At 61.0% G+C, this 14306-nt stretch carries 15 protein-coding genes; 9 read left to right on the forward strand and 6 right to left on the reverse strand.

The features are described from left to right. The first annotated feature begins 310 nt into the window (after positions 1–310). From ACJ8PE_RS16210 to ACJ8PE_RS16220, 3 genes are all read left to right on the forward strand, one after another. Positions 311–631 carry a hypothetical protein gene (locus ACJ8PE_RS16210; RefSeq protein WP_197760187.1) on the forward strand — a complete coding sequence of 107 codons (321 nt, stop codon included), beginning with the start codon at positions 311–313 and terminating at the stop codon, positions 629–631. 210 nt (positions 632–841) lie between these two features. Continuing rightward, the gene (locus ACJ8PE_RS16215; protein WP_232094934.1) at positions 842–1687 is read left to right on the forward strand and encodes a fimbrial protein; all 846 of its coding nucleotides are present in this window, start codon (positions 842–844) and stop codon (positions 1685–1687) included. Positions 1688–1706: 19 nt separating this feature from the next. Then, the gene (locus tag ACJ8PE_RS16220) at positions 1707–2198 is read left to right on the forward strand and encodes a fimbrial protein (RefSeq protein ID WP_232099467.1); all 492 of its coding nucleotides are present in this window, start codon (positions 1707–1709) and stop codon (positions 2196–2198) included. 103 nt (positions 2199–2301) lie between these two features. Here the strand turns inward: ACJ8PE_RS16220 and ACJ8PE_RS16225 are convergent, their stop codons facing one another. Continuing rightward, a complete protein-coding gene (locus ACJ8PE_RS16225) occupies positions 2302–3507 on the reverse strand; it encodes a serine hydrolase (RefSeq protein ID WP_197793755.1) in 1206 nt (401 codons plus the stop codon). Positions 3508–3974: 467 nt separating this feature from the next. Between ACJ8PE_RS16225 and ACJ8PE_RS16230 the strand changes: the two genes are divergently transcribed. Both ACJ8PE_RS16230 and ACJ8PE_RS16235 read left to right on the forward strand, forming a co-directional pair. Then, complete coding sequence (locus ACJ8PE_RS16230) at positions 3975–5342, forward strand: pyridoxal-phosphate dependent enzyme (RefSeq protein ID WP_197793754.1); 1368 nt, start codon at positions 3975–3977, stop codon at positions 5340–5342. 12 nt (positions 5343–5354) lie between these two features. Further along, entirely contained in the window at positions 5355–6500 is a 1146-nt protein-coding gene (locus tag ACJ8PE_RS16235) for a trans-sulfuration enzyme family protein (RefSeq protein ID WP_197793753.1), read from the forward strand. 59 nt (positions 6501–6559) lie between these two features. Here ACJ8PE_RS16235 and ACJ8PE_RS16240 read toward each other — a convergent pair whose 3' ends face one another. Both ACJ8PE_RS16240 and ACJ8PE_RS16245 read right to left on the reverse strand, forming a co-directional pair. Beyond that, complete coding sequence (locus ACJ8PE_RS16240) at positions 6560–7582, reverse strand: isopenicillin N synthase family dioxygenase (protein WP_033644235.1); 1023 nt, start codon at positions 7580–7582, stop codon at positions 6560–6562. Further along, positions 7527–7763, reverse strand: coding sequence for a hypothetical protein (locus ACJ8PE_RS16245; RefSeq protein ID WP_197760184.1), 237 nt, complete (start codon positions 7761–7763; stop codon positions 7527–7529). Before ACJ8PE_RS16245 ends, ACJ8PE_RS16240 begins: the two co-directional genes overlap by 56 nt. A gap of 107 nt (positions 7764–7870) precedes the next feature. Between ACJ8PE_RS16245 and ACJ8PE_RS16250 the strand changes: the two genes are divergently transcribed. Both ACJ8PE_RS16250 and ACJ8PE_RS16255 read left to right on the forward strand, forming a co-directional pair. Then, entirely contained in the window at positions 7871–8527 is a 657-nt protein-coding gene (locus ACJ8PE_RS16250) for an HAD family hydrolase (RefSeq protein ID WP_033642497.1), read from the forward strand. Positions 8528–8618: 91 nt separating this feature from the next. Then, positions 8619–9239, forward strand: a complete 621-nt coding sequence (locus ACJ8PE_RS16255; protein WP_197793752.1) for a glutathione S-transferase family protein — start codon at positions 8619–8621, stop codon at positions 9237–9239. A 13-nt stretch (positions 9240–9252) separates the two neighbouring features. Here ACJ8PE_RS16255 and ACJ8PE_RS16260 read toward each other — a convergent pair whose 3' ends face one another. Continuing rightward, positions 9253–10353, reverse strand: coding sequence for a PQQ-dependent sugar dehydrogenase (locus tag ACJ8PE_RS16260; RefSeq protein WP_197760183.1), 1101 nt, complete (start codon positions 10351–10353; stop codon positions 9253–9255). A gap of 131 nt (positions 10354–10484) precedes the next feature. Here ACJ8PE_RS16260 and ACJ8PE_RS16265 point away from each other — a divergent pair, with 131 nt between their 5' ends. Continuing rightward, on the forward strand, positions 10485–10904 hold the full coding sequence (locus tag ACJ8PE_RS16265; protein WP_197760182.1) for a GNAT family N-acetyltransferase: 420 nt from the start codon (positions 10485–10487) through the stop codon (positions 10902–10904). 11 nt (positions 10905–10915) lie between these two features. After that, entirely contained in the window at positions 10916–11899 is a 984-nt protein-coding gene (locus tag ACJ8PE_RS16270; RefSeq protein WP_033642493.1) for a magnesium and cobalt transport protein CorA, read from the forward strand. 73 nt (positions 11900–11972) lie between these two features. On the opposite strand, the gene ACJ8PE_RS16275 is transcribed toward ACJ8PE_RS16270, so the two are convergent. After that, on the reverse strand, positions 11973–12782 hold the full coding sequence (locus tag ACJ8PE_RS16275) for a nitrilase-related carbon-nitrogen hydrolase (protein WP_197760181.1): 810 nt from the start codon (positions 12780–12782) through the stop codon (positions 11973–11975). A 105-nt stretch (positions 12783–12887) separates the two neighbouring features. After that, positions 12888–14273 carry a sodium:solute symporter gene (locus ACJ8PE_RS16280; protein WP_404768973.1) on the reverse strand — a complete coding sequence of 462 codons (1386 nt, stop codon included), beginning with the start codon at positions 14271–14273 and terminating at the stop codon, positions 12888–12890. Between the last annotated feature and the right edge of the window lie 33 nt (positions 14274–14306).

The following is a 14306-nucleotide window of genomic DNA, read 5'->3' on the forward strand; positions in this document are numbered from 1 at the left end:
ATTTACTGTTATTTTTAGGCTCATAGATCGTAAAAAATACTTTTATAGAGCAATATCCTGTTTTTGCGAGATTCACAAGTAATCAGATCGCAAAGTGGCGCTTTGTGAATATAATAAACCAAAATTTTAGGTTTCTGCGTGACGCCACCCCTGCCTGAACATAGGTAAAAACGGGGCGGGCAACGCCTTTTTTTTCAATCCTGATAAATAGATAGGAATTTTCTTTGTTCGCGTTTTACCTCGTTGTTGGTAGACGGCGAATGTTTGTTTTTTCTTAGGAATACGGCAATCGGAATACAGAGGAAGTGCTATGGAAGCGTTATCTCCGAAACAAAAGGAAATACGGCAATTGCAGCACGATCTGCTGCAAACATTATTCGCGCAATCGCCCCGTCAATGTCCCGTCGCCGGGCCGCCGCCACAGCAGCAGTGGCTCTCGACACGGCAACTGGCCAATGCCGTCAACGTCGGTGTTTACCGGGCTCGACGGCTGTTATTGGATCTTGTCGCCCGGCAAAAAGTGATTGTGACGGACGGCTCCATCAACAACTCATTGAGGTGGTATCCCACCGCGTTGCTGAACGGTGATAACGACGGCATCCCCAACAGAGATGCCCTCACTCCCCTTTAACGGAATAAATATGGCCAATCGGCCTAATTAGCTCTATTTCATGGCGGCACCTAGCCAAATGACACTATATATCGGGATATTATTGTGAGAAAAACAGCCATCCTATTTCTACAACACTGCCTGGCATTATCTTTTTTCGTCCTCATTGGTAACGCCAATGCATTTACCTGTAAAACCTCCGACGGCGGGAACATTGGTCAGGGTGGTTCAATGACGCCGGTCGACGTCAGGGTAAAGATAGGCCCTGAATTGTCCATCGGGAAAAATGAAATCGTCAACGTCAGCCAGGTGACCTGTAAAAACGACGTCGCCAACTGGAAAGATATTTTACTCACCGGCAGCCCGGCGTTGGCGATGAACACCGCCATTTTCGGTACGCTTGCCAACGGTATGACAATCAACGGCACCGACTACTTATCCCCGATCCAATCAGGTATCCAGGTGATGACGATTACCGGCCTAAACAGTGCCAGCATTTCCATCAGGGTTTACATCGTGCTCAACCGTTCGCCGACGCAGGATATCAAGGTGAACAAGGGCGACGTCATCGGCCAAATCAATTTTGAACAAAAAAATGACCAGTCGGGTTGCCCAAATTGCGGGCCTTACCGGTGGCGCCTGATCGCCGACAACGACGCCTACTTCGTCACCACCAGTTGCACCATCAACAACGGCCAGCAAATTAATGTCGATTTTGGTCAGATCCGCCAGGACTTCCTGACCCAGAGCGCCAACGACGCCCAGATCAAACAGGACAAAGCGCTCAGCTACCAGTGCGACGATCAGAGTGCGACGCAGGATATTCTGATCCGGATGGTCAGCGACGCCAGCGGCTTCTCCAGCGATTTTATCAAGACCACCAACCCCAACGTCGGCGTGGCCATGGTGCACAACGGCGCGGTGGTAAAACCCAACAATGCCTTCAGAACGCGCATCGTCAACGGTCTGGGCAACGACACCGTCACCTTTGTGCCGGTGAAGAACAATGTCCCTTACACCAGCATCGCCACCGGTCCGCTGTCGGGCTCGGCCACGCTGATCTTCAGCGCACCTTGAGACGGGAGCCAGAATGAACATGACGATAAAAACGGGCAGCGCCCTGCTGTTGGCGCTGGAATTGATTAGCTCGGCCGCTCAGGCCGCCGATCAGGGCACCAAAGTCAACATCACCGCCACCGTGGTGGCGCCTCCGCCTTGCGTGATCAACGACGGGCGCACCATCGATATCGACTTCGGCAAGGTCGGCATCAAACGCATCGACGGCAGCCGCTATATGCAACGCATCGATTACAGCATCAAATGCGAGTTTCTGGATAACAGCCGCCAGTTGAAAATGAAGATCATGGGCAGCGCGGCGGCCTTTGACAACAGCGTGTTGACCAGCAGCGTCACTGGATTGGGCATCAAGCTGTTGGCCAACGGTAAGGCCTTCGCCATCAATACGCCGCTGAACATCGACTACGCCAATCCGCCGACGCTTGATGCAGTGCCGGTGAAAAACAGCGCCGTCACCCTGGCGGAAGGCGACTTCTCCAGCGGCGCCACCATGTTGGTGGACTATTTTTAATAGCGCCGCTTCGGCCGGATACTGAAAATAAAAAAAGCCGCAACGTCTCCGTTGCGGCTTGGTCGAGGATGGTGCGCCCGGAGCGCTCCTTACATCAGGCTATTCAGCCGAAGATCCCGCCGAACCACTGGCTCAGCTTCATCATCACCATATCCCAGATGCGGCTGAAGAAGTTGCCCTCTTTCACCTCTTGCATCACCACCAGCGGGTGCTGCTCGATGGTTTTGCCGTCCAGTTGGAAATCGATGGAGCCGACCACCTGGTTTTTCGCCAGCGGCGCTTCCAGCGTCGGTTGGGTCAGCTTGTAGCTGGCCTTCAGGTTTTTCATCTGCCCTTTCGGAATGGTGACCGAGGCGTCTTTCGCCACGCCGAGCGGCACTTCGCTGACGTCGCCGAACCACACTTTCTGGGTGACGAACGGTTTATCGGCCTTGATCGGCGTCGCGGTTTCATAGAAGCGGAAGCCCCAGGTCAACAGCTTTTCGCTTTCGCTAAAGCGCACGCGATCGCTCGGCGCGCCCAGCACCACCGAGATCAGGCGCATCGGGCCGTCGGTGGCGGACGCCACCAAGTTGTGACCGGCGCCGCTGGTGTAGCCGGTCTTGATGCCGTCGACGTTCAGGTTGCTGCTCCACAGCAGACGGTTGCGGTTAATCTGGCGGATCTTGTTGAAGGTGAACTCTTTCTCTTTATGCAGCGCGTATTCGTCCGGCACGTCGCGGATCAGCGCCTGACTCAACAGCGCCATGTCGCGCGCGGTGCTGTACTGCCCTTCCGCATCCAGGCCGTGCACCGTCAGGAAGTGGGTATTCTGCAGGCCCAGGGATTTGGCGTAGTTGTTCATCAGGCCGACGAACGAATCCTGGCTGCCCGCCACGTAGTCCGCCAGCGCGATGCTGGCGTCGTTGCCGGACTGGATCACGATGCCCTTATTCAGTTCCAGCACCGGCACCTGATCGCCCGGCTTGATGAACATCAGCGAAGAGCCGCGCAGCGCCGGGTTACCGGGCGCCCAGGCGTCTTTGCCGACGGTGACCATGTCTTCCGGCTTGATCTTGCCGGCCTTGATCGCCTGGCCGATCACGTAGCTGGACATGATCTTGGTCAGGCTGGCGGGATCGAGACGGGTGTCGGCATTGCCTTCGGTCAGCACTTTGCCGCTGTTGTAATCCATCAGAATGAAGGCCTTGGCGTCTACCTGCGGCGGCGCCGGCGGCTCGGCCGCGTGTACGGCCGGGGCGGCCAGCAACAGGATGCCTACGCTGAAGGTCAGTTTTTTCAGGGAAGTGGATAAGTTTTTTTTCATCATGACGTCGCCAGAGTGTCCATTCAAAACCATTGAAATAGCGTTAACTTTCAAACATGTTCACGTTTTAAGCCAACCAGCGAGAGTGGCCCGGTGCGCGCGTGCCGGCCGCAACCCCCTGCGGCGCCCGTAGCGGGTAACACAACACACCGAAAATGCCCTTGCTGTGAGTTTATGTGATTTATCTTATTTTTGCAGGGTTTAGCGTGAATTTTCAGCATTTTTACATAACTGTACGCAGGCACGCACTTATCGTTCAAAAAAGCATCGATGCGCGCATTTTTGCACCCACCCACGGCTACACGGCCAAGCATCTGCACCGCTAAACATCTGCGCATCTATACGTCCAAAAAAGATTAATATATTCCATAATGGCATATAGAACCGTTATTTGTTCTTTTTAAAGCGCTTATCCTCAGCGCTATCATCCATATAACGACTTTTATACCGAATAATCCTGGAGATGAGTCATGGCAATCCCCCATTCCGTCATCGAGATGATTGGCAATACCCCGATGTTGGAACTGACCCAGTTTGATACCGGCCCGTGCCGGCTGTTCGTCAAGCTGGAGAACCAAAACCCCGGCGGTTCGATCAAAGACCGCGTGGCGCTGTCGATGATCGAGCAAGCCGAGCGCGACGGCAAACTGCAGCCGGGCGGCACCATCATCGAAGCCACCGCCGGCAATACCGGCCTGGGGTTGGCGCTGGTGGCGGCGCTGAAAGGCTATAAGCTGCTGCTGGTGGTGCCGGACAAGATGAGCCGCGAAAAGATCTTCCACCTGCGCGCGCTGGGGGTAGAGGTGTTGCTGACCCGCTCGGACGTCGGCAAGGGGCACCCGGCTTATTATCAGGATTACGCTAAACGCCTGGCCGGGGAGATCCCCGGTGCCTTTTATATCGATCAGTTCAACAACCCGGCCAACCCGGCGGCCCATACCACCACCACCGCGCCTGAACTGTGGCGGCAGATGGATCATGACGTGGACGCCATCGTGGTCGGTGTCGGTTCCGGCGGCACGCTGGGCGGGTTGAGCCGCTATTTCGCCGAGGTTTCGCCGCAGACGGAATTCGTGCTGGCCGACCCTGCCGGCTCTATCCTGGCGGACTATCTCGACCACGGCCAAATCGACGAAGCGGGCAGTTGGCTGGTGGAAGGCATCGGCGAAGACTTCGTCCCGCCGCTCAGCGACTTTGACCAGGTGCGCCACGCTTACCGCATCGGCGATGAAGAAGCCTTCACCACCGCGCGCGATCTGCTGCGCAAGGAAGGCGTGCTGGCGGGCTCCTCCACCGGCACCCTGCTGGCCGCCGCTCTGCGTTACTGCCGCGCGCAAACCGAACCCAAGCGGGTCGTGACCTTCGTTTGCGACAGCGGCAACAAATACCTGTCTAAAATGTATAACGACCACTGGATGCTGGAGCAGGGCCTGCTGAGCAAACCGCAGCACGGCGATCTGCGCGATCTGATCGCCTATCGCCACGACGAAGGCGCCGCCGTTTCCGCCGCGCCGGACGACACGCTGGCGATCGTGCACGCCCGCATGCGGCTGTACGACATCTCGCAGCTACCGGTGCTGGAAGGCGATCGGGTGGTCGGATTGATCGATGAGTGGGATCTGCTGAACGCCGTCCAGGCCGACGCCGCCCACTTCAGCCTGCCGGCCGGCAGCGCGATGACCAAGCAGGTCCAGACGCTGCAAAAGGAAGCCGGCTACGAGGAATTACAGGCCACCTTCAACCATGGCCACGTCGCGGTGGTGCTCGACGGCGAGCGCTTCCTCGGCCTGATTACCCGCACAGACGTGCTTAACGCCTGGCGCCAAAAATTACGCTAATAAGGATCCATTATGGCCAAGTTTGATACGTTGACCGTTCACGCCGGTTACACCCCGGACGCGACCGGCGCAGTGATGCCGGCGATTTACGCCACCTCCACCTACGCCCAACCGGCGCCGGGCGAACATACCGGCTACGAATACTCCCGCAGCGCCAACCCGACGCGCACCGCGCTGGAAAGCGCCATCGCCGAACTGGAGGGCGGCAGCCGCGGCTACGCTTTCGCCTCCGGTCTGGCGGCCTGCTCCACGGTGCTGGAGCTGCTCGATAAAGACAGCCACCTGATCGCGGTAGACGACCTGTACGGCGGCACCTATCGCCTGCTGGAAAAAGTGCGCAGCCGCACCGCCGGCCTGCGCGTGACTTACGTGTCGCCGGCGGATCTCACCGGGCTGGAACAGGCGATCGAGCCGGATACCAAAATGATCTGGGTCGAAACGCCGACCAACCCGCTGCTCAAGCTGGCGGATCTGAGCGCCATCGCCGCGATCGCCAAAAAGCATCAGCTCATCAGCGTGGCGGACAACACCTTCGCCTCGCCGTATCTGCAACGTCCGCTGGATCTGGGCTTTGACGTGGTGGTGCACTCCGCCACCAAATACCTTAACGGCCACTCCGATGTGGTGGCGGGCGTCGCGGCGGTGGGAAATAACCCGGCGCTGGCGGAACAGCTCGGTTTCCTGCAAAACGCGGTCGGCGGCATTCTCGATCCGTTCAGCAGCTTCCTGACGCTGCGCGGCATTCGCACTCTGGCACTGCGCATGCAGCGCCACAGCGACAGCGCGCTGCGCATCGCCCAGTGGCTGGAGAGCCAGCCGCAGGTGGAAAACGTCTATTACCCCGGCCTGCCGAGCCATCCGCAGCATGAGCTGGCGGCACGCCAGATGACGCGCTTCGGCGGCATGATCTCGGTACGGCTGAAAGGCGACGACGCCTATGCGCGCCGGGTCATCCAGCGTTCGCGCCTGTTCACCCTGGCGGAAAGCCTGGGAGGCGTGGAAAGCCTGATCAGTCAGCCGTTCAGCATGACGCACGCCTCCATTCCGCTGGAACAGCGCCTGGAAACCGGCATCACGCCGCAGTTGGTGCGCCTGTCGGTAGGGATTGAGGATGCGGAAGATCTGATCGCCGATCTGCAGCAGGCGCTGGCCGAATAATCACCGCATCAGCGCACCATCAGCCCGGCCGACGCGCCGGGCTTTTTTACGCCCGGCGTTCAGACGCCGATGACGTCCTGATAAAAACGGTGCGCCACATCGGGGTGAGAGCGGATGCGCCCTTTCAGGTAATTGTCGCCCACGTCGCGAAACAGCGGGTTGAGCGGATCGCTTGCCGGGCCGCGCGCCTGCGCCGCCAGCTGTGGCGGCAGTTGATACAGCGGCACTACCGCGTCCAGCCGCGCGCCGAGGAAGAAAGCGATCGACAACCTGTCGCGCCCCGCCGGCGGCGTTTCCACCCGGTGCACCGTGGCGCGCAGGTAGCCGTTGGTCGCGAGTTCCAGCAGCTCGCCGATGTTCACCACGAAGGTGTCTTCACGCGGCTGCGCGTCTATCCATTGCCCTTCGCTCACCTCTACCTGCAGCCCTTTTTGCGCGTCCTGCAGCAAAAAGCTGAGAAACCCGGAGTCCTTGTGCGCACCGACGCCCTGTGCGCTGCCGGTGGCGTCCCGCCCCGGATAGCGGATAAGTTTGATGTGCTCGTTGGGCTTCTCGCCGTACAAACGATCGAACGCCTGCTCCGGCAGCGACAGCGCCAAAGCGAAAGCGCGCAACAGCCGCAGCGACATGGCGGTCATGGCCTGTTGCCACTGCAGCAGCAGCGGTTTCAGCGTCGGCAGCGCCGCCGGCCACTGGTTTGGCCCCTGCAGGCGCGCCCAGCGCGGCGTGTCATCAGACAGCGTCAGCGCCGGGCGTTCGGCGCCGATATCGAACTGCTCGCGCCAGTCAGGCTGCCCGCGCGTGAGTTCCGCCGCCGCCCGGTTGTAACCGCGAAAGTGCGGCGAATGCACCATCTGCACCGCCAATTTGTCGGCTTCCGGCAGCGCGAAAAATTGCCGCGCGGCGTGCTGCAGCCGCGCATTCAGCGCGCCGTCTACGCCGTGCCCACGCAGATAGAAAAAACCGACGTCGCGGGCCGCCGCGCGCAGATCGTCGAGAAAGGCGCGCCGTTGGCGCGCATCACCGTCAAGCTGCGAAAGATCCAGCAGCGGCAGCGTCTTCTGAGTCGTCAGATGCGTCATCATGCGGTTCCTCTTCTTCCCCGATCGCGATCGGGCTGCCATACAGGCGAATAATCAACATTGTCACTCCCCAGCGGGTAGCTGCATTTGCTTCATAGTTATCACCGCGCTCGCCGGAGCGGCCAATATTGTTGCGTTCTAAGTTATGCAAACGTTCAACAAACTGTCGCAAAACCGTCATCAATGTTTCTTATGCTCTGCGCAATTTCGCCGACGCCACTGGCTGGCGATGTGCGCTATCCGCTATCCTGTAAACGACCTCATACCCTGCCTGCCGGAGAAATACTGATGGATTTAGCCTTATTCGACCTGGATGAAACCCTGATTGACGATGACAGTGCCAGCCTGTGGATCCGCTGGCTGGTCGGCCAGGGGTTCGCGCCGGCGGAGCTGGAACTGCAGGAGCAGCAGCTGATGCAGCTCTATTATCAGGGCAAGCTGTCGATGGAGGACTACATGCAGGCCACGCTGGCGCCGCTGGCCGGCCTGAGCGTGCAAACCGTGGCCGGCTGGGTGCAGCGTTACATCCGCCGCGACATCCTGCCGCGCGTCTATCCCGCCGCCCGCGAGCGCCTGCAGTGGCACCGCGAACGCGGCGACTGCATCCTGGTGATCTCCGCCACCGGCGAGCATCTGGTGGCGCCGATCGCCGAACAGCTCGGCGCCGACGATGCGCTGGCGATCGGCGTGGAAATCAGCGATGGCCGCTTCACCGGCAACACCTACGGCACCATGACCTATCAACAGGGCAAGGTGATCCGCCTGCAGCACTGGCTGGCGCAGCACCCGCACCTGAAGTTCGAGCACAGCCACGGCTACAGCGACTCTCTCAATGACAAGGCGATGCTGCAATTCGTCGACAGCGCCACGGTGATCAATCCCGACAGCGAACTGAGCGCGCTGGCGGCGGAACGCGGCTGGGAAGTGTGCCGCTGGGAACGCTGAGCGGCAGACAAAAAGTGCCCTGCGGTGTGACAAAAAGCGCGTTGTGGCGTAGGTATAGAGGGTCCTTATTATCCGCTAACGGAGTTATCCCATGCTGACCATTTGGGGTCGTGAGAATTCGAACAACGTCAGGAAGGTGCTGTGGTGCGCCGCCGAATTGAGGCTCAACTACACCCACATCAACGCCGGCGGGGCGTTCGGCAAAGTCAACGAAGAGAGTTACCGCGCGTTGAACCCGAACGGCCTGGTGCCGCTGCTGCAGGACGATGACTTCGTGCTGTGGGAGTCCAACACCATCGTGCGCTACCTGGCGGCGAAATTCGGCGACGCGACGTTCTATCCGCAAGATCTACAGGCGCGCGCCGCCGCCGAGAAATGGATGGACTGGACCACCTCGACAATTGTCCCGGCCTTCACCATCGTCTTTTGGGGTCTGATCCGCACCGCGCCGGAGCTGCGCGACATGGCGAAAATCGAAACGGCGATCGCCACGCTGGAAAAACACTTCGACGTCATCGAACAGACGCTGGCGCACCAGCCTTACCTCTCCGGCGGCGCGTTCGGTTTCGGCGATATCCCGCTCGGCAGCTTCGCCTACGCCTGGTTCGAAATGCCGATCGCCCGCCGCCCGCGGCCGAACATGGAGCGCTGGTATCAGCAACTGCGCGCACGCCCGGCCTACCAGCGCGGCGTGATGAGCGCACTCACCTGATGCGTGCGGGGCGTTACGACGCCCCGACCTTCAGCAGCTTGCCGTCCCGTTCGTCCGTCAGCAGATACAGGTAGCCATCCGGCCCGCTGCGCACCTCGCGGATGCGTTCGCCGCGATCGCCCAGCAGCCGCTCTTCCGCCACCACCTTGTCCCCCTTCAGCGTCAGGCGAATCAGTGCCTTTTGCGCCAGCGCGCCGATGAACAGCGAGTGCCGCCAGGCGGGGAAGCGCTGCCCATCATAGAACGCCATGCCGCTGAGGCCGGGCGAAACCCGCCAATAGTGGAGCGGTTGTTCGGTGCCGGGCACCCGCTCCCCCTTCGCCTCGGGGATCGGCTGGCCGGAATAGTTGATGCCGTAGGTGGCCAGCGGCCAGCCGTAGTTTTTACCCGGCAGCGGGATGTTGAGCTCATCGCCGCCGCGCGGACCGTGCTCATGCTCCCAGATTGCGCCGCTCCACGGGTTCAACGCCAGCCCTTGCGGATTGCGATGGCCGTAAGACCAAACCTCCGGGCGTTTACCTGCCTGGCCGACCCAGGGGTTGTCCGGCGGCACGGCGCCCTCAGCGGTCAGCCGCACCAGCTTGCCCTGCAGTTTGTCGGTCTCTTGCGCCGTCGGCCGCTGATTGTTTTCGCCCAGCGTGATAAACAGGTAGCCTTGCCGATCAAACGCCAATTTGCCGCCGAAGTGATTGCCGACCGACAGCTTGGGCTGCTGACGGAAGATCACCTTAAAGTTTTCCAACCGCGCGTCATCGTCGCTCAGGCGGCCATAGCCGACCGCCGTGCCGGCTTTGCCGCCCTCGCCCGGTTCGGCGAAGCTGAGATACACCCGGCGGCTGGCGGCGAAATCGGGCGCCGGCAGCACCTCCAGCAGGCCGCCCTGCCCTTCGGCGTAGACCTGCGGCACTCCGGCGATCGGCGGCGACAGCCCTTTATCCTGCTGCCACAGCCGCAGCCGGCCGGGCCGTTCGGTGATAAGCAGGCCTTGTTCCGCCGGCAAGAAGGCCAGCGACCAAGGGTGTTCCAGGCCGTCCTGCAATTGGCTGACCGTCGGCGCGGCGTGCGCCAGGCCGCTGCATAGCAGCAAACCGGCCAGCAGAGTCAATCGGGGCATGGCGTCCTCCTGAAGATAAAATGACCCGTTTAGTGTAGCCCACTCAGCAGAAGCGGTCGTTTGCATTACATTTCAACGGGTTGCCTTTTTGCCGCCATGTGCTTAAGTTAATCCATTACCCAGGAGGAAAAATGGACATTACCGTTACCGACGCGATCGACGAACAAACCCTCGATGCGATCAGGCAAGGCCTGCGCGCTTACAACCTGCCGCATATCGACGCCAGCCACCGCAAGCCGCTCAGCGTCTATGCGCGCGACGAAGCCGGCGCGGTGATCGGCGGCCTGACCGCCGAAACCTGGGGCAACTGGCTGAGCGTCGAGTGGCTGTGGGTGGCGGATACCCAGCGCGGCAGCGGCCTCGGCGGCCGACTGATGCGCGCCGCCGAACAAGAGGCGCAGGCGCGCGGCTGCCGCTACGCCCGCCTCGACACCTTCAGCTTCCAGGCGCGGCCGTTCTACGAAAAGCTCGGCTATCAGCTGCAAATGACGCTGAAAGAGTATCCGGTGGAACATGAGTGTTATTTACTCACCAAAACTCTGACTGATTAATGGATGGACGGATGGACAGCAAAAGCATGGTGGTGAACTGTGTAGCCTACAAAGCCGGCCAACGGCTGGGCGAAGTGACCATCGACGATATCAGCGAGGTGGTCAAACAGCCCGACACCTTCATCTGGCTGGGATTAAGGCAGCCGGAGCCGGCGTTTATGCGCAAGGTGCAGGAGGAGTTCGGGCTGCACGATTTGGCGATCGAAGACGCGCTGTGCGCGCACCAGCGGCCGAAGCTGGAGACCTACGGCGACTCGCTGTTCATCGTGGTGAAAACCGCGCAGTGGGGCGAGCACGACGAAATCGAATATGGCGAAACCCACTTCTTCGTCGGCAAAAACTTTCTGGTGACGGTGCGCCACGGCGCTTCGCCCAGTTACGCGCCGATCCGCGCCAAGGCGGAAGAGAACCACAAGCAGATGTGCCGCGGGCCGGGCTTCGCCCTCTATTCGGTGTTGGACTTCGTGGTGGATAACTACCGCAGCGTGGTGGCGCGCTTCGAGAGCACCATCGAGAACATTGAAGCCAACATGTTTCAGTCAGAGTTCGATCAGGCGGCGATCGAGAACGTCTATACCCTGCGCCGCCATCTGCTGGCGCTGCGCAACGCCGCGCTGCCGATGGATGAAATTTGCAACCAGCTGATCCGCCTGCACGAAGAGGTGATCCCGAAAGAGCTGCGCGCCTACGTGCGCGACGTGCAGGATCACGCCCATCAGGTGGTCAGCAATATCGACGACATGCGCGAAATGCTGACCAACGCCATGCACGTCAACCTGGCGCTGGTGACGGTCAAACAAAACGAAGTGGTGAAACGGCTGGCGGGTTGGGGGGCAATCTTGGCCATCCCGACGGTGGTCTTCAGCCTGTACGGGATGAACTTCGCCGACATGCCGGAACTGAAGTTCCCGTGGGCCTATCACGCCACGCTGGGAGTGACCGCCGTCGGCTGCATTTTCCTGTATCAGAAACTGAAGAAATCGGGCTGGCTGTAAGCGCCAGAACGGCGCTTTTCCCGCCGACGAAAACGATCGCGGGGCGGCTGGGATCACCGGCCGCCCGGCCGCTTCAATACAGCATCGGCCGCCGATCGCGATGCACGTGATTGTGGCGTCCGATGTGCTTGTCATCGGCCGCGCCGATATCCATCGATGCCAGCACCATGCCTTCGCCTGTCAGGCTCTGCGTCAACGGATAGCCGTCGGCGTCGACGATCACCGAACCGCCGATCCACGCAACGCCGCGCTCCGTTTCGCAACGATCGCACACCGCGATGAATAGCCGATTGACGGCGGCGTTGGCCTGCGCCTTCACCATCTCCGCCGGCCGTTCGCCCTGCGGGCGCGGCGCCAGCGGCCAGTTGACCGGCGCGCACAGCAGCTGAGCGCCGGCCAACGCAGGCAAGCGCACCCACTCCGGAAACTCGAGGTCGTAACAGATCATCACCGCCAACCGGCCAAAACGCGTCTCGACGACCGGCGGCGGCCGATCGCCGGCGGTAAAGATCGAACTCTCTTCATGCCACAGGTGCGCTTTGCGATAAATCGCCCTCACCCCCTGCGCATCGATCAATGCCGCGCTGTTGGCCACCTCGCCATCAGGCAGACGCTCGCAAAAACCGGCGACGATCGCCACATCCAGCTCACTCGCCAGGGCACACCACAGGCTAAGGCTGGGCCCATCTTCGGCCTCGGCCAACGCCCGCGCCTCCGCCTTGTCGCGCAGCACATAGCCGCTGTTCACCAACTCCGGCAACACGATGACGTTGGCGCCGCGCTGCGCCGCTCGGCGGATCGCCTGGGCGGACAGCGCCCGATTATGTTCCGCTTCCCCTACCCGCAGCGCCAACTGGCAGCATGCGACGCTGATCGTACCCATGACTCACCTTCTCCTTACCCTCACCGTTAAACCGACAGGGCGGCGATCCCCCCCTACTCCTCAGTAAATCAGTAAAGGCGCCGTGATAAAAGCCCGGCTCGCCCCTCAGCGTTCAGTTTGAGTCTCCAACTGCGGCGCCGGGCGGCTCAGCAAGCTGCCCAGCACGAAGGCGACGCCGCCGCCCAGCAGACCGCCGTAGATCGGGCTGTTGGCGTCGATGCCGTGCCAGATCATCAGCCCCACCACGCAAAGGCTGCCGGTCAGCATGCTGGCGATGGCGCCGGCGCTGGTGGCGCGCGGCCAGAAGATAGCCCCCACCAACGGGATCAGCATGCCGCCCACCAACAGGTTGTAAGCCAGCGTTAGCGCCGCCAGCACGTCGCGCACCACAAACGCCAGCCCCAGCATGACCGCGCCCATGAAAAGCGTGGTGAAGCGCCCGGCGGCCAACCCGCCAGAAGGTTTGCGCCGGATGGCCGGCAGCACGTCCTCCAGCGCGATGGTCGAAGACGCCAACAGACAGGCGCTGGCGGTGGACATCAGCGCTGCCAGGGCCGCCGCGGCCACCAGCCCGCTGACGCCGACCGGCAACACCGCTTGCGCGATGGCGGCGAAGGCGCCGTCGGTATTACTGAGCGACGGCAGCACGATCTTGCCGGCCATGCCGATCAGCGCACCGGTCACGCCGTACAGCACGCAATAGACGCCCGCCCCCAGTCCGGCGAAGCGCGCCACATTGGCGCTGCGGGCGGTGAACACCCGCTGCCAGATGTCCTGACCGATCAAAATGCCGAAGAAGTAGATCAGGAAGAACACCAGAATGGTATCCAGCCCGATCGACGACAGCTGGTAGTAATCGGCGGGCAGCAGGCTGGTGAACGCCTCCCAGCCGCCGGCCTTGACGATGCTCATCGGCATCAGCACCAGCATCATGCCGACGGTCATGATGATGAACTGAATGATGTCGGTCAGCGTCAGCGACCACATGCCCCCCAGCGTCGAATACAGTACCACCAGCCCGCCGCCGAGCAGGATAGACGCGCTGAACGACAGGCCGAACATCACCTGCATCACGCTGCCGATGGCGATGATCGAGGTCACCGCCACCATCAGGTCATACGCCAGCATGATCGCGCCGCTGGTGACCCGCGCCGCCGGGTGATACCGCCGCGACAGCACCTGGCTGACGGTATACAGCTTCAGTTTGAGCAGCGGTTTGGCCAGCACCAGACTCAGCACCACAATGCCCAGCCCGAGCGCGCCGCACAGCCAGACGCCGGAGATGCCGTAGGTGTAGCCGAGCTTGACGCTGCCGATGGTCGACGCGCCGCCGAGCACCACCGCCGACAGCGTGCCCAGATACAGCCCCGGCCCCAGGTTGCGCCCGGCCACCAGATACGCCTCTTTGGAGTTGGCGCGGCGAATGCCCATCCACCCCACCGCGCCTATCACCAGAAAGTAAATCACCACAACCAGCAGATCGAGATTCATGGGTACCTCCACTCCGTTGTTATTGTTATCAGG

It is taken from the genome of Serratia sp. CY74737, from assembly GCF_052166775.1.
GTDB classification, from domain to species: Bacteria; Pseudomonadota; Gammaproteobacteria; order Enterobacterales; family Enterobacteriaceae; genus Serratia; species Serratia ureilytica.